The sequence below is a fragment of the Epibacterium sp. HA2-3 genome, assembly GCF_055693725.2.
Genome location: NZ_CM172490.1, coordinates 1526905 through 1552370 on the forward strand (window position 1 = coordinate 1526905; position 25466 = coordinate 1552370).

The window sequence follows — 25466 nt, forward strand, 5'->3', positions numbered from 1 at the left end:
GCGGGATGCAACGGCTCGATTTTCTTCTTCGCAACGGATTGCGAGGCCGCAGCAAGGGTTCTATAAGGCTGTTGGCGGGAGATTAGCTCAGCGGTTAGAGCAGAGCGCTCATAACGCTTTGGTCCAGAGTTCGAATCTCTGATCTCCCACCACGCATCTGCGCCACTGGCTTCGACGCCCTGCACCTACCCTGCACCACGAGGCCCTGAACCAAGAGCCATCCAGGACGCAATTGCCCCGATCGCAGCTGCTCTGTCGCCCGTGTCGCGCTTGTTTGAGTGTACCAAAAACCTTGTCACAGCGCCGGTTGAGGCCGCTCAGAGCGCAATCACAATATCGGCCTGAAGACCGCCCAGCTCTTCGCTGGTGCCAAGGCGCAGTGTTCCACCATGGGCGCGGGCAATATCGGCCACAATGGCCAACCCCAGCCCGACACCGGTGCCCAGATCCTGATTCCGCGCCGGATCAAGCCGCGTGAAGGGGCGCATCGCATCCCCGCGCAATGCTTCGGGGATACCAGGGCCGTCATCCTCCACCCGAATGCGCAGCGATTTCTGCATCACTGCAACCGACACTCGGGCGCGCGTGCCATAGCGCACCGCGTTTGAAATCAGATTGTCAAGGGCACGACGCACCGCAGCGGCCCGCAGCGGCACCCGGCGATTGCCGACCGTCTCTACCAGATGCACGGTCTTGCCCTGTCGGGTCCAGTTCTCGACCGCTTCCTCCACGAGCTTGCAGGGGTCGGTTTCCTCCATCGCGCTTGTAGTCACACCGCGCGAGAAGTCGAGAAAGGCATCGACCATAGCTTCCATCTCCTTCACGTCCTGCAACATCGGCTCGGCCTCCTCGTCGTCCAGCATCGAGAGGCTCAGTTTCAAGCGCGTCAAAGGCGTGCGCAGGTCGTGGCTGACCCCTGACAACATCAAGGTGCGCTGTTCGATCTGCCGATCAATGCGCGCGCGCATGTCATTGAAAGCCGCCCCCGCCGCGCGTACCTCGGTTGCCCCACGCGGGTGATAGGGGATCACCCGCCCGCGCCCAAAGGCCTCGGCCGCATCCGCGAGCCGTTTGATGGGGCGCAGTTGGTTGCGCATATAGGCCATGGCGATCACCACAAGCATAAAGCCAAACAGCACCGTGATCACGATCAACTGGTGTGGTGCGGCGACGGTCACGCGACGGCGGCTGAACTTCACCTCCGCGAGACCAAATTTTGTATCGATCACGATATAGCTGGCGTGGGTGCGTGTGAACCGGATGGACTGGAACTGCGGCAGGTATCCCACCATGGAGTCGCGCACAAAGCGGCCAGACAGATCCTCAAACGGAATGGAGTTCTGCGGCGTGGGCTCCTCGGCAGAGATAAAACGCATCTGAAAATTGAGCCGCTGCAACATCGGCTGAAGGTCACTCAGGGCCGCTTCGGGACTTTCTGCGGTGGCGATCTGATCGCTGATGACATTGAGCTCGCGCGCAACAGTGTAGGCCATTTGCTGCGTGATGTCCTCAAGGTCTCGGCGAATGAACACAAAGGCCACCACCAGTTGTAAAGCCACCACCGGCATCAACAGAATTAGCGCCGCCCGGCCGTAGATCCCGCTGGGAAGGCGCGGAACATAGTGTTTGAGATCAGAGAGTTTCATGACTAAGCCTAGAGCGGGACAATTCTGCGTCCCCAAGGATGAGGCACATCATGAGCAGATCGCAACCCACCGATGGGTTCAACCCCAAACCCGGCATTGCAGAGATGATCGCTCCCGGCATCCGCCGAATTCTGGCGCCCAACCCCTCGCCGATGACCTATCGCGGGACCAACACCTATCTGATCGGTACGCGCAATCTGGCGGTGATTGACCCCGGGCCAAGCTCAGAGCCCCATCTTGAGGCAATCCTGTCGAGTCTGCAGGTCAGTCAATCCATCGACGCCATTCTGGTGACCCACAGCCACCTTGATCATTCTCCGCTTGCAAAGCGTCTCCAAGAGGAAACCGGCGCAGCGATCTATGCCTTTGGACCCGCGGGCGCCGGGCGCAGTGCAATCATGGAAACGCTCGCCCAGGAGGACGTCGCAGGTGGTGGCGAAGGGATCGATCATGCCTTCCGCTGCGATCATGTCCTCAAGGAGGGCGAGACGCTGTCCGGTCCGGATTGGCAGATCGAGGCCCTGCATACGCCGGGGCACCTTGGCAATCATCTGTGCTTTGCGCTCGGCGATATCTTGTTCTCGGGCGATCATGTGATGGGGTGGGCAAGCTCTCTGGTTTCGCCCCCGGATGGGGACCTTACGGATTTCATGGCCTCCTGTCGCAAGCTGCAAGATCGTCAGTGGTCCCGTTTCCTGCCCGGACACGGCGCCCCGATCGACGCCCCGCACGCGCGTGTCGACTGGCTGATTGCGCACCGGTTGGAGCGAGAGCGCGCGATCCTCGCGGAACTTCGGATCGCGCCCAGAACCGTCTCGGAACTGGCGGCCACGATCTACAAGGAGACGCCCGCCGCGCTTCTCAAGGCCGCAGAGCGCAACGTATTTGCCCATCTCGTGGATCTGACACAACGCAATCTCGCGCAGCCCGAAGGTGCTCTGAGCCTTTCAACGCATTTCTCCTGTACCGATTGATTTTTTTCACCGTTTTTTGTTTTTTCGCTCTGGACGCCCGGAAATCCCAGCGCTATACGAGCGCCCACACTCCGGCGTAGCTCAGCGGTAGAGCAGTTGACTGTTAATCAATTGGTCGTAGGTTCGATCCCTACCGCCGGAGCCAAATTTCTCTTGAAATACAAGAGAGTAACAAGGCCGCCCTTTGGGGCGGCTTTTGTTTTCCTGACCGTTCTTTGCCCAGGTGTTTCCCATATATGGCAGGTGTCTATCGCCCCGGGGTTGCGCCCTGCCCCGCGGTCACAAAAACCGTGTGATCTGATGGATCGGAAGTCCCCAAAAGCCCGCAAATCCGTGCCCCCGAAGGCTGATACATCGCGGCCGTCAAAACAGACTGCTCCTGATGAGCGGCATCCTGGCTGACAGCGATGCGGGGGATCCCAATTATCCTCGAGGAATTGGGCTGCGCGCGGCCTCATGGTCAGTGTCGCGCAGCCAAAAGCATCAAGGTTCAGGCGTCAACGCTGTCCAGTTGCGCCACAAACGCCGCGTAGGTTTCTGCGATCCCGTCGCGCAGGGGGCGTGCGCCAGACCAGCCCATGGCCGCCAAACGCGCGCTGTCCATCAGCTTGCGCGGCGTTCCATCTGGCTTTGAGCTGTCAAAAACCAACTCGGGGCTCACACCCACGATCTCGGCAATGAGTTCGGCGAGCGCGCGAATGCTGATTTCCTTGCCCGAGCCAACATTGACATGCTCCGCACCCGAATAGTGTTTCAGCAAGAACACCAGCGCATCGGCCAGATCGTCGCAATGCAGGAACTCGCGCAGCGGGGTGCCCGACCCCCAGAGCGTGACCTGATCCTCCCCTCTCAAACGAGCAGTATGGAACTTATGCAACAGAGCCGGCAGCACATGACTGGTCTCGAGATCATAGTTGTCCCCCGGCCCATAGAGATTGGTGGGCATCGCCGAAATCCAATCCCGACCGTATTGCTGGCGATAGGCCTGCATCAGCTTGATGCCTGCGATCTTGGCCACCGCGTACCATTCGTTGCTCGGCTCGAGCGCGCCAGTCAGCAGGCTGGCCTCGGGAATGGGTTGCGGAGCGAATTTCGGATAGATGCAGGAAGAGCCCAGAAACAGGAAACGCTGGACATCCGCAGCATGTGCAGCCTCGGCAAGATTGGTTTCGATCTGAAGGTTTTGCAACAGGAAATCAACGGGATAGTCGCTGTTCGCCTTGATACCCCCGACCCGTGCTGCAGCCATGATGATGGCATCCGGACGGGTTGCGGCCATCCACTCCATCACTGCCTGTTGCCGCGTAAGATCCAGATCCTCGCGGCCGGCAGTCACGACCTCACAGTCTTCTTCGGCCAGCCGTCGCAAGACCGCACCGCCGACCATTCCACGATGACCAGCCACAAAAATGCGCTTTCCCCGTAGATCAAACACCTGTTCAGATGTCATGGCAGGGTTTACTCCCCGATGCAGACCGGCAGATCATAGCCATGTTCTTTCAAAAGGGCATGACGGCGCGCGGTTTTCAGGTCTTCCTCAATCATTTCCGCGCACATCTCCTGCGCCGTGATCTCCGGCACCCAGCCGAGTTTTTCCTTCGCCTTTGTCGGATCTCCAAGGAGCGTGTCGACCTCGGCCGGACGGAAGTACCGCGGATCAATACGCATGACAATATCGCCCACCCGGAGCGCAGGTGCAGCATCACCGTTGATCGCGGTGACAGTTGCCACCTCGTCCACGCCCTTGCCGGAAAACTCGAGCTCAATCCCAAGCTCCGCAGCCGACCAGATAATGAACTCCCGCACCGAAGATTGCTTGCCCGTGGCGATCACGAAATCCTCGGGCGTGTCTTGCTGCAGCATCATCCACTGCATGCGCACATAGTCCTTGGCATGGCCCCAATCCCGCAGGCTGTCGATATTGCCCATGTAGAGGCAGGGCTCGAGCCCCTGTGCGATATTGGCAAGGCCGCGGGTGATCTTACGGGTCACAAATGTCTCACCCCGGCGCGGGCTCTCATGGTTGAACAGAATGCCGTTGCAAGCGTAGAGGCCATACGCCTCGCGATAGTTCACCGTGATCCAATAGGCATACATCTTGGCCACCGCATAGGGCGAGCGGGGGTGAAACGGAGTCGTTTCGCGTTGCGGCGTCTCCTGCACCAGACCATAGAGCTCGGATGTCGAGGCCTGATAAAACCGGGTCTTCTGCTCAAGACCGAGGAAACGGATCGCCTCCAAGAGGCGCAGTGTGCCAATGGCATCCACATCTGCCGTGTATTCCGGGGCCTCAAATGACACCGCGACATGAGATTGCGCACCGAGGTTATACACCTCATCCGGTTCGACCTCGCGCAAGATCCGCGTCAGGTTGGAAGTGTCGGCCAGATCGCCATAATGCAGCTTGAAGCGCGCCCGATCCGTGTGCGGATCCTGATAGATATGGTCGATACGGCTGGTGTTGAAGGATGAGGCGCGGCGCTTAATGCCATGCACCTCATAGCCCTTTTCCAGCAGGAACTCTGCCAGGTAAGAGCCGTCTTGACCGGTGACCCCGGTGATGAGCGCACGTTTGGTCATGTTATCCTCGTGTATTCGGGCACGCGCTTTTGGGGCGTGCAGGCTCAAGGTTCAGGCGCGGGTTCAGGCGCTTTGTCTCAGGTTTGCGTCCATTGGGCGGGCCACAGAGTTGAAACACTCGGCCACGCGATCAATGTCGGCTGCGTTGAGGTTGTGGTGATTGGGAAGGTAGATGCCAAAATCATGAATCAGGTCGGCATTTGGCAGAACCTGATCACCATAGACCCGTACCCAGAACGGGTGGCGGGCGATATTGCCACAGATCAGAGGGCGGCATTCAATCGACTCGGCCTTGAGCGCACGCGCGACCTCCATTCGGTTTTCCACCAGCGTTCCATAGGCAAACGACGACAGCAGTTCTGTCTCGCTCTGCTGCTTGAAAAACCCAGGCAGGCCTTGCGCGTAGGTCGCGAAATTCTCCGCCCGAATGCGGCAGATTTCATCGAGCTTTTTGAGCTGCTGCAACCCGATGTAGGCCTGCAGGTCGGTCGAGCGCAGATTGAAGCCCGCATAATAGAACGTGTAGAGATTGCGGAACTCATCCACATTATGCGTGCGCTGTAGGTCCGCCTGGCGCCCCGGCGCAAGATCCCGGCTCCACCCGTGCGAGCGCAGCGACAGCATGACCTGATGCAGTTCCTGATCATCGGTTACGACCATGCCACCTTCGATGGTGGAGATGTGATGCCCGTAATAAAACGAGAAACTCCCCGCAAGACCGTGACAGCCGAGTTTCTGCCCCTCAAAGGTCGACCCAAGCGCCTCGCAGCTGTCCTCCAGAAGGATCACATCATAGCGCGCGCAGATCTCCTTGATCTCGCGCAGGTGGTTGGCGTGCCCAAGCACATGCACCAGCAGCAGCATCGAGGGCGCCTCTGTTCGGCAGAGCTCCTCCAGGTGGTTGAGATCAAGCCCGAGGTTAAGGGGGTCGCAGTCACACAGACGCACATCAAATCCCAGTTGCATCAGGGGCGAGACGGTCGTCACCCAGCTAACGCCGGGTGCGATCACCTTGTTGTTGCGCAGGCGACCGGCCTCTTTGGCTGCATAGATCATCAGCAGGTTCGCCGAGGACCCGGAGTTTACAAAAACCGCGTAATTGCAACCCATCCACTCGGCAAAGCTGGCCTCGAACTGGCTGGTGACTTCGGCCTTTGTCAGGCGATTGCCAGCCAGCATCCATTCTGTCGTGATCTTGAGGTCGTCCTGAGAGATCGTCTCTTCCGCCAGAAGAACCGGTTTAACTGTATTGGAGGTGGTCACTGCGCGGCCCTCACCATCTGCATGGCTTTCAATTCGACATAGTAGGCGCGCACCTCGTTGTAGGCGGCCGCAATGTCGCGTTTCTTTTGTGCATCCTTGAATGCATCGATGGTGATGCTGCCGTCATGGGCGCGGAAACTGGCAAGGGGCTCCTTGACAAATCCAACACGCGGGTAGCGCAACATCGACAGGAGTGAGGCAAAAATATCTGGCCCCACCCCATGATACTCACTGGTCTGCAGTGGCAGGCGGCCCTGATAAAGCGCATCGATCAGTACTTGTTTACGAAAGAGCGCCGCACCCGGCGAAATCAGCGAGCCGACGATTTTCTCCTCGGCGAGATGATTGTCGAAAGTGCCGGTCTGGGGCAGCCATTCCAGAAACTGCGTCATCATCTGGCGACCGCTCTTATCGTCGATCACTTCGGCCCCACTGAAGGCAAAGCCCACATCCTCACCCATGACACTCAGGCACTTTTCGATAAAGGTCTCGGCGATCCAGTCGTCGTCATATTGCAGATGAACATAGGTGCCGTTTGCATGCAGAATGCCATCCAACCAGCAGAAATGTGGTCCAAAATCGCGATCGCGCCGCACATAGGTGATCTTGTCGCCATAAGAGGCTGCCACCTCGGGGGTGCTGTCGGTGGACCCATGGTCGACCACAATCACCTCGCAGCTATGGGTCTGCGCCAGGGCGCTGTCGATCGCCTTGGGGAGCATCTCTGCGCGGTTAAACGTCGGGATGACAATGGATACGGACTCAGTCATTTGCTTCTCCAAGGATGTCATGCAGGAGGGAGACGTCGGGAACCAGATTGTTATCGGCTCCCATGGCTTTGATTTTGAGAGGAAAAGGCGCAAAGCTCTGGGCGAACTCGGCGACAGTCTGGGCGCGACCGGAACCGAGGTTCACCACCCCTTCAAAGGAAGAAAGAGCCAGGCGCACAAGCTGCTGCGCAGCCGCCTCAGCGGTGAGGAAATCGCGCAAGCTGCCAGCACCATATAGTTCGAATTCCGTTTCTGGGCTGGCCTTTGCAAGGCGACGTTCCAGTGATGGGCGCAGGTAGTTTCCCTCCTGCGCAGGATCATGGATCGAGAATAGACGCGCCACGCAGAGAGCGCGACCGACTTGGGCGCAGATGTCGCGAGCGGCCTGTTCTCCCATCAGTTTGGTCTTTCCATAGACCGAGACCGGATCTGTTGGATCCTCCTCAGAGATGGGGCGGTCCTGTGCGGCGTAGACATGACCGGACGAGCAATGCAGCAGGCGCGCAGGTGTCGCCTGCCCTACTTCTGCAGCAGCCAAAGCGGCGATTAGATTGATCGTTCCGCCCGCGTTGACAGCATAGCCGCGCGCCGGATCAGCGCAGACCTCGTCCACGGGAACCAAAGCGGCGAGATGGATCACCAGATCAAGCGGGCCTGCCCTCTGCACCACCCGCGTGGTCGCGGCCAAATCCGTGAGATCCGCAGTATTGCGCAGAACCTGCGCCCCCGGCGCATGAGCCTGGAGCGCGGTTGCAACATGCCTGCCAAGGATGCCGCCACTGCCGGTCAGAAATATGCGAAGGGGCTGGCTCATGCTCGGGGATGTGACGCGGCCGGAGTGCCATGGCCCAGAAGACCAAGATATTTTAGCGCGAGAGCCTGGCTTTCGTTTTCTATTGCGTTGCGCGATTTTGGAAACGGGGACGCGCCTTGCGGTGCCGGTTGGGGCATCGCATTCCGTGTGGCTGTTATGCCTTGGGCAAAAGACACCTCATGCACACCATGGGTGCGCATGTTTTCCTCGTCATTGTGCGGGCGGAACTCGGCCTGCGCATCCGGCGAGGAAAAATACCGCCCAATAACCAGAGGCAGCCGCGCGGTGCGCAGTTTTTTCTTGTGCAGATGCTGCCAGAAAATCGCATCGCCAATCGATAGGATCGGGTCGCGATTGCCGAAATGAGTTGGATACCAGCGCTGAGTTTTCTCAAGATCCCAGAGGGTTGCAGGCCCAAGCGTACCCCGCTCGCCCATGCCGCTTCCAAGGCGCAAACGTTTGTCGCCCTCAATCGGAGCGGGGGGCCAAGCGGGCTCAAAACAGGTTTGTTTTGGATCGCTCGACCCAAAGACCTCCGTCTGAAACGCGTGGTCGAACTGGATGATCCATTCACCGCCAATCAAGGCTGTATCCGTCTGCAAAAGCCCGCGCAGCATCATTTCAGCCGCATCCGTGCTCAGCCGGTCATCCATGTTGAGGTTCATGACGAACCGGGTACGCGCAAGCGCCACCCCTGCTGCCCAGGCCTCGTAGATGGTCAGAGGCTCGGAAAAGGAGTGCCACGGTGCGGCCAGCCATTCGGGCGCGGTGTCCCCATTGTCGAAGATGTAACAAGGCTCTACCGGGATGCTTTGCCGTTTTAGATTGTCCCAATGGGATTTCAGCAGCTCCAGCTTGTTTGGCTGTTTGTGCCAGACCGCACAAAACACGGTCACATGTGGGCGCGACGGCGTAGTCGTATCAGGGAGGTTGTGAGATGATAACCGCATCTTCCAGGCCGTTTCCTCGTCAAAAGTTCCACGTCGCGTGGCTCGTGAAAGTTTTAATAAAGCCCAGAGTTTAAGGTGCAGTTAATCTAGAATGAGAAAAACTACGCCACGGCGACGGGTTTCAGATCGTGTGATACGAGGCTCTCTTGTGCACAAGAAGATCACGGGGATCGCGCTTTGCGCTGAAATGACGGTAAGAGGCGCTACCGCATTGGCGGAAGGATTATGTTAGGAATTCAACGCTAATCTGGCGGGAAGTTTCGCCGAGCGGTATCGGCGTCGATCCACTCCTGCGATGGAACTCCTACATGCTTTTTAAGAAGTCCAAAACCGCTGCGTCCTCCAGCCTGAATGACGATCAGAAGCTGCGCGCGATGATCGAAAACACCCAGGCCGTCATCGAGTTCAAGGTCGATGGGACCATCATTCGCGCAAACAAGGTCTTTTTGGACACGCTGGGCTACACGCTTGAGGAAATCGAGGGCCAACACCACAGCATGTTTGTCTATCCGAGCTTTGTGAGAAAAGACGCCTACAAGCAGATGTGGCGCGATCTGGCTGCGGGTAATCCACTGACGGATCAGTTTCCGAGGCTGCGCAAGGACGGAGAAGTTGTTTGGATTCAAGCAACCTACGCGCCGTTCTTCAATGAAGATGGGACCGTCGACCGGATCGTGAAAATCGCGTCCAACATCACCAAGCGCCGAATGGAAATTCTTGGAATTGCCGCCGCGCTGGAACAACTGAGAAACGGTGATTTGACCTATCGATGCGCCCCCTCCGACATCGATGACATCGGGCGTCTCTCCACAGCCTATAACGAGGCTGTCAGCTCTCTGCAAAACACCATTCGCACGGTGCGCGAAGTGGCAGATGGCGTCACTCGCACGGCGGGTCAGTTGAATGACTCCTCCTCTGAACTGTCGCAACGCACGGAAAATCAGGCGGCCACGCTGGAGGAAACAGCCGCCGCAGTCGAGGAGTTGACAGCAACCGTCCGCTCTTCGGCGGATGGTGCACGCGAAGTCGAGGACAATGTTCGCGAAGCCCGCGTGACCGCTGAGAAAAGCGGTCAGGTCGTCAGTGACGCCGTAAAAGCAATGTCCAAGATCGAAGAATCCTCGCAAAGCATTTCAAAGATCATCTCCGTGATCGACGACATCGCCTTTCAGACCAACCTGCTGGCCTTGAACGCTGGCGTCGAAGCTGCGCGCGCAGGCGAAGCAGGACGCGGATTTGCCGTGGTTGCCTCCGAGGTCCGAAATCTTGCGCTTCGCTCTGCGGATGCCGCTGGTGAAATCAAAGGCTTGATCGATCAAAGCGCCACCCATGTCTCTGACGGCGTGACCCTGGTGGGCCGCACCGGCACAGAACTCGAGGCGATCATCAGCAGCGTGAACTCGATTTCTGAGAACGTCAGCGTCATCGCACGCGGAGCCGAGGAACAAGCCGTAACGCTCAGCGAAATCAACAGCGGCATCGGTCATCTTGATGAAGTGACACAAAACAACGTCGCTATGGTGGAAGAGACCACTGGCGCAAGCCAGACCCTCGCCAGCGATGCATCCGTGATGTCGAAGGAGATCGCGAATTTTGTATCCGAGGGCGAAATCAAGATCGCAAAACATGTCGCGCCGATCCCGAACACGCCGCCGCCAACGGTGGAACCTGAACTGGAACTTCGCACCGCCACCTAGTCCTCTAGAGTTCCCCCCGGTTGGGACTCATCCCACGCCATTCCGATATGAAGGCGCAGTCGGCACTCGTGCCACGGCGCCTTTCCCATCGAAGGTGTGGATGGACCAGTAAGGTTCCCGCCCCGACATAAGACCCCCAAGAGGAAGTGCACATAAACTGCTGCCTCCCTTATTGCTTTAGGGCGGGATCTTACGACTCTGGCCAAGATTGGGCGACTTGAGCCTCCGCATTAACCCGGAGCTGAGAACCCCGAACTACGGCCTCGCTCCTGAGGCCAAAACGTCCGCAATTAGCTCGCGTCAAGACTGGGACGCCGCTCCCTCTTCTGGTCAACGCCAAGATCAGGGCGCGCATCAGTCTTGATGATCCGCGACACTGCGGCGCGCGTCTTTCACAAAAGGCTCTGCGATGCGTAGCAATGCCTGCGACCTGACCGACATTGCCACGCGCAAATTCGCAGATTGTGCATGCGCGCCCGCCAAAAGCAGTCGATCTGAAAGACGACAAAAGCGCCGCAGACGGAACAACCGGATCATGCGAGACGCACCACATGAGCGCGCAGCACCTCGCTTCAGCGCGCTGCCCTAGGTTTGCATATTTGAAATTTACTCAACCTCTGCAGACGCATCAGTGGCTGACCCCGAAGAGATAGTCCCATATTTGATGGTGTTTTCACTTTTCGCCCGTCATTCACCCTCAACAGGTACTTAAGAATTTTCGCATAAAACGATGATGAGCCTCGTTCAATTGGCCCGGTAACAAGAAGCTGCCCCTCTTGCAGGGGCTGGAAGAGTAAATGGCAACGATGAACTCAGGCCTCGGCGGTGCGACGGGGTATGGTGAAAACAGCTTTGTCACGAATGGGCCGGACAGCGGCACCCTCGATGATGGCAGCGTCTATGTTGACATCACCTCGGTGTTCGGCCCTGGAGGGATCACGCTCTTTGGCCAGAACTATACCGGGTTCAACGTCGGCACCAACGGTGTCATTGGTTTTGATTGGGACAGCACCACCTACAACCCCGAGGGCCTCGAAGGTTTTAACCAAGGCCCACTGATCGCACCGCTGTGGACCGATATGGATCTCAGCCAAGGCGGCGACATCCTGTGGGATCTCGACACGGTCAACGGCACGGTCACGATCACCTGGCTCGATGTTGCCCCCTCTTCGGGCGCCGGGACCAACTCCTTTCAGGTTGTGCTGACCGATACAGGCGGCGGCAACTTTGATCTCGAGTTTATCTATGAGGACATCCAGTATGGTGATGGCGACACGCTCGGCAACAGCGTCGGCCTGACCGATGGCAATGGAAATGTCTACGAGCTCGAAGGCTCACGCGATACCAATGCCGCCACCCAATACGAGACCACAAGCTTTGACAGTGGCCCGGCCCCGGGTCATTTCTCGACCTCGGTTGTAGATGGCACACCGGACGTCTATTCCATCGACGGCACCTCCGGCGCGGACAACATGGACGTCGGCTATACCGACGCCGATGGGCAGGACATCACCAATCAGGATGACTACATCCTTGCTGGCGACGGCAATGACACCATTCGCGGAGGCGAGGGAGACGACACGATTGTCGGCGGCGCTGGCGATGATGTGATCTACAGCGGCAGCGATTCAGACGCTGCGGCGCCGACCTATGTGCAGGTGTACAACGGCGACAATTATCACGGCACAACCGGTCAGGACTTCTATCACTGGAATGCGGAAACAGGCAGCAACGCCGTCATCCGCATGAACAATACGCCCACCGAGTCGGGCTCTGGCGATGGCGAGGCTGACTATGTGGTTGTCGGAACCACCAACAACACCGGCACCCTGACCATTGGCGACTTTGACGTCGGCAATGACCGGATCGTACTGCCCGAGGCCTATGCTTCGATTTCGATGACCAACGCGTCCTCGCCGCCAGATTATTATTCCGACATTACAATCACATATGCGAACGGCAATACGCAGAGCTTTGTGATCTATCACGACGGCTCCACGCCGCTTACTGCCAGCGAGGTCTTCACCACCGAGGTTCCGACTGTCACCGCAAGCGACAACGATCAGCTCATCGGGGGCGAAGGCGACGACACTTTTATCCTCGAAGATCACTCCGGGAATGACACGATCGATGGGGGTGCGGGTGAAGGCGATCACATTGACGCGTCCAACCTGTCTGGGCCGGTTTCGGTTACCTATTCGGGGGATGAGGCCGGGGACATCGTCAGCGGGTCGGATACGACCACCTTCAGCGACATCGAGCAGATCACCCTGACCGATCAGGCTGATTTTTTTGACGCCAGCGCTGCTGCCACCGGCGTATCTCTGGATGCAGGGACCGGGGATGACACCATCATCGGCTCCAGCGGCAATGACACGCTCTCCAGCGGCATCGGCCATGACACCATCACCGGGGGCCTGGGTGATGACCTGATGACAAGCGCCGGTGGGGAGGACCTCTTTGTCCTCACCACCAGCGGCGGGCGCGACACCATCACCGATTTTGGTACCGGCGATCTGGATGGCGATGGGCGCTTCAACGACCAGCTCGATGTGTCCAATCTCTCGGGCGGTACAGGACCTGGCGGCAGCGTCACACGAAACGATGTTGTCGTCAGCGACGATGGCAGCGGCAATGCGGTGCTGACGTTCCCGGATGGCGAGCAGCTGGTGCTCCTTGGCGTGCCACCGACCTTTATGTCTGCCCCGGCCAATCTCTATTCTGCGGGCATTCCCTGTTTCACCACGGGCACACTGATCGACACTGCGACGGGGCCACGTCCGGTTGAGACACTCCGGGTCGGCGATCTGATGCAGACGGCTGATGAGGGCTGCCAACCCGTGATCTGGATTGGAATGACCCATGTTCCCCATAAGGCGCTCGTGGCCAATCCGCGGCTGAGGCCCATCACATTGCACCCAGGCGGCAGCCTTCTGCTGGCGCGGCCCATGACGGTGTCGCGTCAGCACCGGTTCGTGTTCGCCGACCCACAGGATCGGACCGAGCGTTTCCTGCGCGCCAATCAACTCCTTCAGGTGGCGCCGGATCAGGCCAGTGTTGGCTGCCCTCTGGGCGGCGTCACCTATGTTCATGTCTTGCTTGAGCGGCACCAGGTCTTGTTTTCCGGCGGCGTCGCAACGGAGAGCTTTTTCCCCGGCCCTTGGTCTTTGCGCGGGCTCTCGCCTCGCTCCGTGGCAAAGCTCGCCGCTTTGCTGCCCGGGTTCCGCTATTTGCACGGGTTGCCCCCCAAACTCGCGAGAATGGCGACCGAGCAGATCTATGCTCCGCTGGCACGCGAGGAAATCAGCACCGCAGAGTTACGAGAGAGACTGCGCGCCACCCGTCTGAAACAAAGCGCCTGAAACGGTGCCCAGTCGCGGCAGGCCGCCACAGGGCCACATTCTGCGCGCAAACGCCGCAGCCCACTCGAACACAATCCCAACTGATACCGGCGACGCCAATGGCGTCTACACTGGAGCGATTGACAGGAAAAATTCTGTCTATCCATGTAAAAATCGTCAATTTCTACCGTAAATTTACAGTAATTCAGCGGGCAGCGGAAAAGGATTTACAAGCAAGCCCTTATTTTAACGATGTTTATTCACATCTTTTCAACTTCGCTTATTATCACGCCCAAGGTTGGAGAAGGTTTGACTCTTGGCGCACTTCCATGTGGAGATCGCGCCCAAGAGAATTTTGGAGGGAGGACATTCCATGACCACGCCCGAGAGCGCAGTTTACCCACCGTCTGAGGACATCGTCAAAAACGCCCATGTCAATGCGGCAAAATACGACGAGATGTACGCGCAATCCATCGAGAACCCAGAGAAGTTCTGGGCAGAGCAGGCTGAACGCATCGACTGGATCAAGCCGTTCACCAAGGTCAAGAATGTGTCCTATGATTTTGGCAACGTGGACATCAAATGGTTCGAGGACGGTCAGCTGAACGTCGCAGCCAACTGTATCGACCGCCATCTGGAGACCCGTGGCGATCAGACCGCGATCATCTGGGAGCCTGATGATCCATCCGATGAAGCCAAGCACATCTCCTATAAGGAGCTGCACCTCAGAACCTGTCGCATGGCCAATATCCTCGAGAGCATGGGTGTTGGCAAAGGCGACCGGGTGGTAATCTACCTGCCCATGATCCCCGAAGCCGCCTATGCCATGCTGGCCTGTGCGCGCATCGGTGCGATCCACTCAATTGTTTTTGCAGGGTTTTCACCGGACGCCCTGGCGGCGCGGATTAATGGCTGTGACGCCAAGGTTGTGATCACCGCCGACGAGGCCCCGCGCGGAGGGCGCAAGACACCTCTGAAGTCGAACGCCGACGCCGCGCTGCTGCACTGCAAAGAAAGCGTGAAATGCCTCGTGGTGCGCCGCACCGGCGGTCAGACCACATGGATCGACGGTCGCGACCATGACTATAACGAGATGGCGTTGGAGGCGAATGACTACTGCAAACCCGCCGCAATGGACGCAGAAGATCCGCTTTTCATTCTCTACACCTCCGGCTCGACCGGGCAGCCCAAGGGCGTTGTACACACCACCGGTGGCTACCTCACCTATGCCGCACTCACCCATGAGGTGACGTTTGATTACCACGATGGCGACATCTACTGGTGTACGGCCGATGTGGGCTGGGTCACGGGCCACAGCTATATCGTGTATGGCCCCCTCGCCAATGGCGCCACCACATTGATGTTTGAAGGCGTGCCCACCTACCCCGATGCGGGCCGGTTCTGGGCGGTCTGCGAAAAGCACAAGGTCAACCAGTTCTACACGGCACCGACGGCGATCCGCGCCCTGATGGGGCAAGGGACGGAATTTGTCGAGAAATACGACCTCTCCGATCTGAAGCTCCTCGGCACAGTGGGCGAGCCCATCAACCCGGAAGCCTGGAACTGGTACAATGATGTGGTCGGCAAGGGCAAATGCCCGATCGTCGATACCTGGTGGCAGACTGAGACCGGCGGACACCTGATGACCCCGCTGCCTGGCGCGCATGCGACCAAACCGGGTGCTGCGATGAAGCCCTTCTTTGGCGTGGAGCCTGTCGTCCTTGATCCACAGTCAGGCGCTGAAATCGACGGCAACGGCGTTGAGGGCGTGCTCTGTATCAAGGACAGCTGGCCGGGCCAGATGCGTACTGTCTGGGGCGATCACGAACGTTTCGAGAAGACCTACTTCTCTGATTACAAAGGCTATTACTTCACGGGTGATGGGTGCCGCCGCGATGCCGACGGCGACTACTGGATCACCGGGCGCGTGGACGATGTGATCAACGTCTCTGGTCACCGCATGGGCACCGCCGAGGTGGAAAGCGCGCTTGTCGCACATGCCGCCGTGGCCGAAGCCGCGGTTGTGGGCTACCCGCATGAGATCAAGGGCCAGGGCATCTACTGCTATGTCACCCTGATGAATGATCGCGAGCCTTCGGACGAGCTCCTTAAGGAGCTGCGTCAGTGGGTGCGCACCGAGATTGGCCCCATTGCCTCGCCTGATGTAATCCAATGGGCGCCTGGCCTGCCGAAGACACGTTCGGGCAAGATCATGCGCCGCATCCTGCGTAAAATTGCGGAGAATGATTTTGGCAGCCTCGGCGACACCTCGACCCTCGCGGATCCTTCGGTCGTCGATGATCTGATCTCCAACCGTGCCAACAAGGGGTAAGCGACCATGACCACAGATGTTATGACTCGCCCCGCGGTACTGATCCTGCTGGGCCCTCCGGGGGCAGGCAAAGGCACGCAGGCGCGGATGCTTCAGGAAAAATACGGCCTTGTGCAGCTCTCCACCGGGGATCTTCTGCGTGCGGCCGTGGCTGCGGGCACCGAGGCGGGCAAACAGGCCAAGGCGGTGATGGATGCGGGCGGTCTGGTCTCTGACGAGATTGTCATCGCCATCCTCAAGGACCGGATGAACGACGCAGATTGCCGCAACGGGGTCATCCTCGACGGCTTCCCGCGCACAACCGTGCAGGCCAAGGCGCTGGATGGGTTGCTGGCCTCGACCGGTCAGCGGATCAACGCGGCGATCAGCCTCGAAGTGAATGACAGCGCGATGGTGACCCGGATTTCCGGGCGCTCCACCTGCGCCGATTGCGGAGAAGGCTATCACGACACCTTCAAGCCGCCTATGCCGGGTGAAGTCTGCACCAAATGCGGCGGTGAAACCCTCACGCGGCGCGCTGATGATCGGGCAGAGACAGTGGCCAGCCGGCTTGAGGCCTATCATGCGCAGACTGCACCGCTGATCGCCTATTATCAAGAGGCCGGCGTGCTGAAATCCGTGGATGCAATGGCGGAAATCAGCAGCGTTGCGACGCAGATGTCCTCTGTGGTGGAAACGATCCTGCACTAAGGTCGCCCTGCGCGAGAGCATCAGATGCCTCCGCCCCCAGGGTCGGAGGCATCTGATTTATTTTCTTTTGCATCCAAGGGCAGAGGTTGAAATAAGGGCGAGGCCCGCTATCCCTCAGAGGCACGCGCAGCATTGACGACAGCAACGGACCCCCTGCCCTATGACCCTCACCAGCTTCACTCCCGGCCCCGACACTCAGGCAGAGATGCGTGCGGCATTGGGGTGTTTTGCAACCGGTGTGGTCGTGGTCACAACACAGACAGAGCGCGGCCCGCTTGCGATGACCGTCAACAGCTTCACTTCTGTCTCGCTGACGCCGCCGCTGGTGCTGTGGTGTCCGGCCGTACACTCGAAGCGGCATGACCCATTTGTGGGGGCCAAACACTTCTCGATTCATGTGATGGCCGAAGATCACATGGATGCAGCGCTGCATTTTGCCCGCCATGGCGAGGCCTTTGACGTCCACCCCTGGAGCCGGAACACGCAAAATCAGCCCGTTCTCGACGACGCAATGGTCCGCCTGGACTGCGCCCATCACGCCGCCCACCCAGGTGGCGATCACACCATTCTGGTGGGTGAAGTCCTGAACGTCAGCCGCCGCGCAGATCTGGGACCCGGTTTGGTATTCCATCAGGGCAAATACGGTCGTTTTTCCGACTGACTTTTCAACAGAGCGCCCGGTAGTTCCTCAGGCTCAGATACCCCGGTGCGCCCTCAGGCGCTGCACAGGGCTGTAGCAACCGGTAGGATTGACAGCACCCGCTCGGGACAGGCGCTTGCGCAGAGACCGCAGCCCGTGCACGCCTGATCGCGGATCTCCAGCGTGTTGCCCGCATCGCCCAGGTGCATCGCATCCGTGGGACAGGACCAGACACAGTGTTGGCACAGCGTACATCCATCCGTGAGGCTCACATACCCCGCCACAGAGGGTGCTTCCGTCTCTGCGCGAGGCTCTGGTGGTATCGCGGCATCTGCGTCATCTTTGATGGGGTCATCCAGCAGGACCGAAAGCGCGTTTTCAGAGTGGAACAGAGCAACCGTCCCATCCAATCCAGCGCAGGCAGCAATATCTTCGACAAGGTCGAGCTGTCGATGGATTAGACGAATATCGGGCGACAACTCAATGAAAACGCGAGAAAAACCATGCGCAAGCGCGCCCAGGACGTCCTCGGTGCTGAGGCAGCCCGACGGACAGACCCTCAGGTTTGTGACAGCATAAGACCCGCGTAGATCGCCGTTTACATGTGCTGGAACACTGGCTGCGTAATAAAGCACCAAAGCCTCTGCCGCACCGCCGATCCGTGCCCGAAGGTGCGCCTTGAGACAGACGCGTTCGAGAACTGCGGAGCGGCGCACGTTTGGCGACGCCGCCCCACAAAAACACAACTCACTTGTTAACTGGGACATTCTCTCCCCCGTACAACGGGGAGCAGATCCCCGCACAAGTGAAGCGTGCAAGCCCTTAACAGAATGTTACTTTCTCTTAAAATTGACGATACCCAGCCGAAGCCTCGGCTGGGTATCCAGTTAATTTACGATGGCATTACCGTGGTGCGAAATCAGTTCAGCGCCGCATCGGTAATCGCATGGGTCCACGCCCCTTCAGGCGCCTTGGTGATGACCGGGTCAGAGCCGCCGCTCAGCAGGGTCTGCACCGTGCGCTCGTAGTCTGCCACGTCAAGCGCGCCATTGCTGCCGGAAGTGAGTTTGGCAATCTCGCCCATCATCCGCTTTTGGTGGGTTTCGGTCTGGGCACCAGAGGCATCATTGTCGAGCACGATTTCTGCGGCCTCCTCCGGGTTCTCTTCGGCGTATTTCCAACCCTTCATAGACGCCCGGACAAAGCGCTCCATTTTGTCGACGAAGGCCGGATCGGAGAGGTTGTCCTCGAGCACATAGAGGCCATCCTCGAGCGTTGCGACGCCTTGGTCCTCGTATTTGAAGGTCACAAGCTCATCAGCCGAGACCCCCGCATCAATCACCTGCCAATATTCGTTATAGGTCATGGTGGAGATGCAATCGGCCTGCCGCTGCAGCAGAGGATCGACGTTAAAGCCCTGTTTCAAAACCTCTACGCCTTCGGGACCCTTGACCTCTGTCGAGATACCGAGCTTGCCCATCCAGCTCATGAAGGGGAACTCATTGCCGAAGAACCAGACCCCAAGAGTGCGATCCGCGAGATCCTTGGGTGCAGAGATGCCGGTGTCTTTCCAGCAGGTGAGCATCATGCCAGAAGATTTGAACGGCTGGGCAATGTTGACCAGCGGCAGACCCTTTTCCCGCGCAGCCAGAGCTGCGGGCATCCATTCCACGGTCACATCCGCGCCGCCCCCTGCGATCACCTGCGTGGGCGCGATGTCGGGGCCACCGGGAAGAATGGTCACATCCAGCTCTTCTTCCCCGTAAAACCCTTTGTCCAGCGCCACATAGTAGCCTGCAAACTGCGCCTGGGTAACCCATTTCAGTTGCAGCTTCACCTCATCTGCGGCCTGCGCAGCAGAGGTTGCCATCAGTGCCATGGCGGCGGCTGTTAGCACGTTTTTCATCAGTTTGAACTCCCTGTTGGTTATGATGAAATCATGCGCGAGTTGAGATCGACACGCAAAAGATTTGCCATTAATTGACGATCGATCCCTTGGTTTCGCACAAGACTTGGGCACCGGGCATGGCGGGGATTTATCCCTCTATACAGCACCTTGCGCCCAAATGATGATGTGCCCCCACGTCGCGCAGGGACACGCGTTTTTGTCAGCCCCGTTGGGACGGGTGCCAGAAGGTCAGTGACTTCTCCAAGAGAGCCACGAGCCCATAAAAGAGCGAGCCTGCGAGCGCAGCGACAACGATCTCGGCCCACACCATATCAAGCGCAAGCTGCCCGACCGAGGTGGAGATCCGGAACCCCATCCCAACCGTTGGCGAGCCAAAGAACTCCGCCACGATTGCCCCGATCAGCGCCAGGGTTGTCGAGATCTTGAGACCATTGAAGACAAACGGCAAGGCCGCAGGCAAGCGCAGTTTGATGAGGCTCTGCCAATAGGACGCGGCATAGGTGCGCATCAGATCGCGTTGCATCTGGTCGGTTTCGCGCAGCCCGGCCACGGTGTTCACCAGCATCGGGAAGAACACCATCACCACGACCACGGCCGCCTTGGACTGCCAGTCAAAGCCAAACCACATCACCAGGATCGGCGCGGTGCCAACAATCGGCAGCGCCGCGACGAAATTCCCCACCGGCAACAGCCCGCGACGCAGGAAATCACTGCGATCCACCAAAATGGCGGTCAGAAACGCCGCGCCACAGCCGATCACATAGCCACCCAGCGCGCCTTTGAGGATGGTCTGGCTGAAGTCGGCCCAAAGGATCGGCAGGCTCGCCGCAAATCGCTCGGCAATCAACGAGGGCGCGGGCAAGATCACCAGCGGGACCTCAAGACCGCGCACCAGAAGCTCCCAGACGATCAGGATTGTCACCCCAAAGATCGCTGGCACCAGGAGGCCCACCGCACGGCTATCCGCCTTTGGCCCATTGGCAAGGCGAGTGTTTATCCACCACCCCGCGCACCAGACCACTGCAGCCAAGAAAACCAAAAGCATCAGCGCACCTCCTGAGGAGTTTGGGACCGGGTTGCCATCAGACGTTTTCCACTCATGATTTCACCCCCATACGCCCAAGCAGCATGCGCTCGAGCACCCCGAGGAGCGCCACCAGAGCCGCAGCCAGGATGGCCGCTGCAAAAAGCGCCGACCAGATCTGCACCGTCTGACCGTAGTAGCTTCCTGCCAGAAGCCGCGCGCCAAGCCCTGCGACCGCACCAGTTGGCAATTCCCCAACGATAGCCCCCACGAGCGAGGCCGCAATGCCGATCTTGAGCGAGGCAAAGAGATAAGGCATCGACGAGGGCAGACGCAGCTTCCAGAACACCTGCCCCTGCGAGGCGTTGTAGGTCTTCATCAGATCAAGCTGCATGTGATCCGGGCTGCGCAAGCCTTTGACCATACCGACCACCACAGGAAAGAAACTGAGGTAGGCGGCGATGATCGCCTTGGGCAAAAGCCCTTGTACGCCAATGGAATACAAGACGACGATGATCATTGGCGCCAGCGCGATGATCGGAATGGTCTGGCTCACGATGGCCCAAGGCATCACCGACATGTCCATGACTCTGGAATGCACGATCCCGACCGCAAGCAGGATCCCAAGCCCTGTGCCGATCGCAAATCCAAGAAGCGTCGCGGAGAGCGTCACTTGCCCATGATAGATCAGGCTGCGTTTGGAGGTGATCTTCTTCATCACCGTGGTGTCCCAGAGCTCTGTGGCGACCTGATGCGGCGCCGGCAAGCGCGGGCGCTCCACCGACCATGCACGCGAAATCGCAAAGCTGTTCTGAACCACAAGTCCAAGTGCCGAAGCGTCTCGACGCTCACGCGCGGTTGCAGGCTCCACCTGCTCCCCTGCGCGCTCAGCGGCGTCCAGCACCCCCTTGATGTTCATCGGCACGCAGGCAAGATACCAGAGGCCAATAATCCCCGCGACCACGGTCAGGACGGCCATAAACGTCTTCATACGCCGCCCTCCATTGCAAAATCCTCAGTCATGAGCATGCCCCGCACGAAGCCCCTCACGCACGCGGTGCGAAATCTCGATAAACTCCGGCGTGTCGCGAATATCGAGCGGGCGTTCCTTGGGCAGGGTGCTCTCGATCACCTCGTGGATGCGACCCGGACGGGGCGACATCACGACGATCTTGGTCGACAGATACACCGCTTCGGGGATCGAATGGGTCACAAAACCGATGGTCTTGTTGGTGCGCGCCCAGAGTTTCAGGAGCTGTTCGTTGAGGTGGTCGCGCACGATTTCGTCAAGCGCGCCAAAGGGTTCATCCATCAACAACAGATCCGCATCAAACGCCAGTGCACGCGCAATCGAGGCGCGCTGCTGCATCCCCCCCGACAGTTGCCACGGGAATTTGCCGCCAAAACCCGCAAGCTCCACAAGCTCCAGCACCTCGGCCACGCGCTTGTCCTGTTCCGCTTTGGAATATCCCATGATTTCAAGCGGAAGCTTGATGTTCTTGGCGATCGTGCGCCACGGATAAAGCCCCGCCGCCTGAAACACATAGCCATAGGCACGCTGCTTGCGCGCCTCTTCCGGCGTCATCCCGTTCACCGTGAGGCTTCCGCCTGTCGGCGTCTCCAGAGACGCGATACAGCGCAGAAACGTGGTCTTGCCGCAGCCCGATGGCCCAATAAAGGAGACGAAATCCCCCTTATTGATGGTCAGATTGATGTCCTTCAGCGCGTGTACGGATGTGTCGCCTGATCCAAACACAAGGTCCAGATCGCGTGCTTGGATCACAGCCGCCCCTGGGTCCCGATCGATGGCTTGTTCTACCTCTGAGGTCATTTGCATATTCATTTCATAGCCTTGATCAAACAAACGGGGGCGCAGAGGCCCCCGTTTTCATGCGTTTAGACGCCAGTGGCGGGAATGCCGCTGCGCTCAACCGGGCGCGGCGCGGTCAGCTCTTTCCAGGTGCTGAGCGCCTTGTTCACCACGGTGTTGGGCGCGCGCTCCACAAATTTGCCGTGACCTTCCTGGGTCTTGATCTCACCGTCCATCACGGCGACCTGTCCACGGGTCAGGGTGTAGCGCGGCAGGCCCTTCACCTCTTTGCCCTCGAACACGTTGTAATCAATGGCAGATTGCTGGCTCTCGGCAGAGATCGTCTTGGTTTTCTTGGGATCCCAGACCACCAGATCTGCATCCGCCCCCACAAGCACAGCCCCCTTCTTGGGATAGCAGTTCAGGATCTTGGCAATATTGGTCGAGGTCACCGCGACAAACTCATTGGGCGTCAGGCGGCCAGTTTCGACACCATGCGTCCAGAGCATCGGCATCCGGTCCTCAAGCCCGCCCGTGCCGTTGGGGATCTTGGTGAAATCGCCCACGCCGTATCTTTTCTGCTCGGTCGAGAACGCGCAGTGATCGGTCGCGACCACCGACAGGGACCCGGACTGAAGCCCCGCCCAGAGGCTGTCTTGATGCTGTTTGTTGCGAAACGGTGGCGACATCACACGCCGCGCAGCGTGATCCCAATCGGGGTTGAAATACTCGCTCTCATCCAGTGTCAGATGCTGGATGAGCGGCTCGCCCCAGACCCGCTTGCCAAGCATGCGCGCCCGACGAATGGCCTCGTGGCTCTCTTCACAGGAGGTATGCACCACATAGAGCGGCACACCGGCCATATCCGCAATCATGACCGCCCGGTTGGTGGCTTCGCCTTCCACCTGCGGCGGGCGCGAATAGGCATGCGCTTCGGGGCCGGTATTGCCCTCGGCCAAAAGCTTGGCACTCAACTCCGCCACCACATCGCCGTTCTCGGCATGCACCATGGCGATACCACCCAACTCCGCAAGACGCTGGAATGACGCATAAAGCTCATCATCATTCACCATCAAGGCGCCCTTGTAGGCCATGAAATGCTTGAAGGTGTTGATGCCCCGGGTCTCGATGACGGTCTTCATCTCATCAAAGACCTGCTCGCCCCACCAGGTCACCGCCATATGGAAGGAATAGTCACAATTGGCGCGAGTCGACTTGTTGTCCCAGCGCTTGAGCGCATCGAGCAGGCTCTCACCCGGCTGCGGAAGCGCAAAATCGACCACCATGGTGGTCCCGCCCGCAAGCCCGGCACGGGTGCCACTTTCAAAATCATCCGAAGAATAGGTGCCCATGAACGGCATCTCCAGATGGGTATGCGGATCAATCCCGCCAGGCATGACATAGCAACCGCTGGCATCCAGCACCTCATCGCCCTTCAGATCCGGGCCGATTTCGGTGATGACGCCGCCCTCGATCAGGACATCCGCCTTATAGGTTAGATCCGCGGTCACAATGGTGCCGTTCTTGATGACTGTCGTCATATCAAACTCCCTGTGGTCCGGCGACTTTTGCGCCGTTTTGTTTTTGAGGTCCCGGCAGAGTTTCTTCTAACTCCAAATATCCCGGGGGAGTCGCGGGAACCGCGACGGGGGCAGAGCCCCCTCTTGTTGTCAGGCGACGATCTCAGCCGTCTCAAGCACCGCATGCAGCATCACATCCGTGCCGGCCGCGGCCCAGTCCTTCGAAATCTCTTCCGCCTCATTATGGCTCAGACCGTCCACGCAAGGGCACATGATCATCGCGGTGGGTGCCACATCATTGATCCAGCAGGCATCATGCCCCGCGCCAGAGACGATATCCATGTGGCTATAGCCCAAACGCTCTGCCGCGCCCCGAACCGCGCTCACGCAGCTCTCATCAAAGGTCACCGGGTCGAAATGCCCAACCGGCTCGATCTCCAGACCAAGACCGAGCTCCGCCGCGATTTCCTTTGCTTTGGCTTCGTATTGCGTGCGCATCGATGTCAGCTTTTCAAGGTCGGGAGAGCGGAAATCCACGGTGAACACCACCTTGCCCGGGATCACATTGCGCGAGTTGGGGAAGACATCGCAATGCCCCACTGCGCCCACTGCATGCGGCTGATGCGCCATGGCGATCTGATGCGCCGCTTCCGTCATCCGCGCCATGCCGAGCCCGGCGTTCACCCGCATATTCATCGGGGTCGAGCCAGTGTGCGCATCCTTGCCGGTCACGGTACATTGCAACCACCAGAGCCCCTGACCGTGTGTCACCACGCCAATGTCTTTCTTCTCAGCCTCAAGAATCGGACCTTGCTCGATGTGCAGCTCAAACATGGCGTGCATCTTGCGGGCGCCGACCTCTTCATCGCCAACCCAGCCGATGCGCTTCAGCTCGTCACCAAAGGTCTTGCCTTCAGCATCCTCGCGCCCATAGGCCCAGTCTTGCGTATGTTTGCCGGCAAACACGCCCGACGCCAGCATAGCCGGAGCAAACCGCGTGCCTTCCTCATTGGTCCAGTTGGTCACCACGATCGGGTGCTTGGTCTTGATGCCGAGGTCATTCATGGTCCGCACGACCTCAAGACCGCCAAGCACCCCTAGAACGCCATCGTATTTGCCGCCCGTCGGCTGGGTGTCGAGATGCGATCCCATGTAGACCGGCAATGCCTCGGGATCTTCACCCGGGCGGGTTGCAAACATATTGCCCATGGAGTCGAGCCCCATGGTCATGCCCGCCGCTTCACACCACGACTGAAACAGGGCGCGGCCTTCGGCGTCCTCATCGGTGAGCGTCTGGCGATTGTTGCCACCGGCCACACCGGGGCCAATCTTGGCCATATCCATCAGACTGTCCCACAGCCGATCGCCATTGATTTTCAGATTCTGTCCAAGCGCCGTCATGTCTCTTTGCTTCCTTCCCTGTAGTCCGCCCTGCCCGCGAAGAGCGGGGCAAGGTCACGCGCGGTTGGCTCCGCCCGGGTCAGTGGCTCTTTTTTTCTGCCGCTG

General features: G+C 59.0%; 20 protein-coding genes and 2 tRNA genes. 8 read left to right on the plus strand and 14 right to left on the minus strand.

Annotated features, from left to right (window positions below; translation table 11 throughout):
• Positions 1 to 76 precede the first annotated feature (76 nt).
• Positions 77 to 152, plus strand: a tRNA-Ile gene (locus ACZ1HH_RS07075).
• Positions 153 to 317: 165 nt separating this feature from the next.
• Here the strand turns inward: ACZ1HH_RS07075 and ACZ1HH_RS07080 are convergent.
• Positions 318 to 1646 (minus strand): ATP-binding protein, encoded by a 1329-nt coding sequence (locus ACZ1HH_RS07080; protein WP_416368488.1) that lies wholly within the window; start codon positions 1644 to 1646, stop codon positions 318 to 320.
• 50 nt (positions 1647 to 1696) lie between these two features.
• On the opposite strand from ACZ1HH_RS07080, the gene ACZ1HH_RS07085 reads away from it, so the two are divergent.
• Positions 1697 to 2620, plus strand: coding sequence for an MBL fold metallo-hydrolase (locus ACZ1HH_RS07085; protein WP_472636234.1), 924 nt, complete (start codon positions 1697 to 1699; stop codon positions 2618 to 2620).
• Between the two features lie 70 nt (positions 2621 to 2690).
• Positions 2691 to 2765: transfer RNA gene (locus ACZ1HH_RS07090), tRNA-Asn, on the plus strand.
• 345 nt (positions 2766 to 3110) lie between these two features.
• Here the strand turns inward: ACZ1HH_RS07090 and ACZ1HH_RS07095 are convergent.
• The 6 genes from ACZ1HH_RS07095 to ACZ1HH_RS07120 form a co-directional block, all read right to left on the minus strand.
• On the minus strand, positions 3111 to 4070 hold the full coding sequence (locus ACZ1HH_RS07095; protein WP_472636235.1) for a GDP-L-fucose synthase family protein: 960 nt from the start codon (positions 4068 to 4070) through the stop codon (positions 3111 to 3113).
• Between the two features lie 8 nt (positions 4071 to 4078).
• Positions 4079 to 5200, minus strand: a complete 1122-nt coding sequence (gmd, locus tag ACZ1HH_RS07100; protein WP_011538817.1) for a GDP-mannose 4,6-dehydratase — start codon at positions 5198 to 5200, stop codon at positions 4079 to 4081.
• Between the two features lie 63 nt (positions 5201 to 5263).
• Positions 5264 to 6463, minus strand: coding sequence for a DegT/DnrJ/EryC1/StrS family aminotransferase (locus ACZ1HH_RS07105; RefSeq protein ID WP_472636236.1), 1200 nt, complete (start codon positions 6461 to 6463; stop codon positions 5264 to 5266).
• Complete coding sequence (locus ACZ1HH_RS07110) at positions 6460 to 7233, minus strand: glycosyltransferase family 2 protein (RefSeq protein WP_472636237.1); 774 nt, start codon at positions 7231 to 7233, stop codon at positions 6460 to 6462. Before ACZ1HH_RS07110 ends, ACZ1HH_RS07105 begins: the two co-directional genes overlap by 4 nt.
• Entirely contained in the window at positions 7226 to 8047 is an 822-nt protein-coding gene (locus ACZ1HH_RS07115; protein WP_472636238.1) for an NAD-dependent epimerase/dehydratase family protein, read from the minus strand. Before ACZ1HH_RS07115 ends, ACZ1HH_RS07110 begins: the two co-directional genes overlap by 8 nt.
• Positions 8044 to 8997: a glycosyltransferase family 2 protein gene (locus ACZ1HH_RS07120; protein WP_487320438.1), complete on the minus strand. Its 954-nt coding sequence runs from the start codon at positions 8995 to 8997 to the stop codon at positions 8044 to 8046. Before ACZ1HH_RS07120 ends, ACZ1HH_RS07115 begins: the two co-directional genes overlap by 4 nt.
• 308 nt (positions 8998 to 9305) lie before the next feature.
• Here ACZ1HH_RS07120 and ACZ1HH_RS07125 point away from each other — a divergent pair, with 308 nt between their 5' ends.
• From ACZ1HH_RS07125 to ACZ1HH_RS07145, 5 genes are all read left to right on the plus strand, one after another.
• On the plus strand, positions 9306 to 10694 hold the full coding sequence (locus ACZ1HH_RS07125) for a methyl-accepting chemotaxis protein (RefSeq protein ID WP_472636240.1): 1389 nt from the start codon (positions 9306 to 9308) through the stop codon (positions 10692 to 10694).
• A gap of 797 nt (positions 10695 to 11491) precedes the next feature.
• The gene (locus ACZ1HH_RS07130) at positions 11492 to 14056 is read left to right on the plus strand and encodes a Hint domain-containing protein (RefSeq protein ID WP_472636241.1); all 2565 of its coding nucleotides are present in this window, start codon (positions 11492 to 11494) and stop codon (positions 14054 to 14056) included.
• Positions 14057 to 14408: 352 nt separating this feature from the next.
• Positions 14409 to 16367 (plus strand): acetate--CoA ligase, encoded by a 1959-nt coding sequence (acs, locus tag ACZ1HH_RS07135; RefSeq protein ID WP_472636242.1) that lies wholly within the window; start codon positions 14409 to 14411, stop codon positions 16365 to 16367.
• A gap of 6 nt (positions 16368 to 16373) precedes the next feature.
• Positions 16374 to 17057 carry an adenylate kinase gene (locus ACZ1HH_RS07140; protein ID WP_472636243.1) on the plus strand — a complete coding sequence of 228 codons (684 nt, stop codon included), beginning with the start codon at positions 16374 to 16376 and terminating at the stop codon, positions 17055 to 17057.
• A 160-nt stretch (positions 17058 to 17217) separates the two neighbouring features.
• Positions 17218 to 17718: a flavin reductase family protein gene (locus ACZ1HH_RS07145; RefSeq protein ID WP_011538826.1), complete on the plus strand. Its 501-nt coding sequence runs from the start codon at positions 17218 to 17220 to the stop codon at positions 17716 to 17718.
• 53 nt (positions 17719 to 17771) lie between these two features.
• Here the strand turns inward: ACZ1HH_RS07145 and ACZ1HH_RS07150 are convergent, their stop codons facing one another.
• The 7 genes from ACZ1HH_RS07150 to ACZ1HH_RS07180 all read right to left on the minus strand — a co-directional run bounded on the left by ACZ1HH_RS07150 (position 17772) and on the right by ACZ1HH_RS07180 (position 25361).
• Positions 17772 to 18464 carry a 4Fe-4S dicluster domain-containing protein gene (locus tag ACZ1HH_RS07150; protein WP_472636244.1) on the minus strand — a complete coding sequence of 231 codons (693 nt, stop codon included), beginning with the start codon at positions 18462 to 18464 and terminating at the stop codon, positions 17772 to 17774.
• Positions 18465 to 18616: 152 nt separating this feature from the next.
• The gene (locus tag ACZ1HH_RS07155) at positions 18617 to 19603 is read right to left on the minus strand and encodes an ABC transporter substrate-binding protein (RefSeq protein WP_472636245.1); all 987 of its coding nucleotides are present in this window, start codon (positions 19601 to 19603) and stop codon (positions 18617 to 18619) included.
• A gap of 202 nt (positions 19604 to 19805) precedes the next feature.
• Positions 19806 to 20651 carry an ABC transporter permease gene (locus ACZ1HH_RS07160; protein WP_472636246.1) on the minus strand — a complete coding sequence of 282 codons (846 nt, stop codon included), beginning with the start codon at positions 20649 to 20651 and terminating at the stop codon, positions 19806 to 19808.
• 52 nt (positions 20652 to 20703) lie between these two features.
• Positions 20704 to 21621, minus strand: coding sequence for an ABC transporter permease (locus tag ACZ1HH_RS07165; RefSeq protein ID WP_472636247.1), 918 nt, complete (start codon positions 21619 to 21621; stop codon positions 20704 to 20706).
• Between the two features lie 24 nt (positions 21622 to 21645).
• Entirely contained in the window at positions 21646 to 22473 is an 828-nt protein-coding gene (locus ACZ1HH_RS07170; protein ID WP_416368502.1) for an ABC transporter ATP-binding protein, read from the minus strand.
• A gap of 53 nt (positions 22474 to 22526) precedes the next feature.
• Entirely contained in the window at positions 22527 to 23981 is a 1455-nt protein-coding gene (gene hydA, locus ACZ1HH_RS07175) for a dihydropyrimidinase (protein ID WP_011538832.1), read from the minus strand.
• Positions 23982 to 24110: 129 nt separating this feature from the next.
• Entirely contained in the window at positions 24111 to 25361 is a 1251-nt protein-coding gene (locus tag ACZ1HH_RS07180; protein WP_011538833.1) for a Zn-dependent hydrolase, read from the minus strand.
• Positions 25362 to 25466 lie beyond the last annotated feature (105 nt).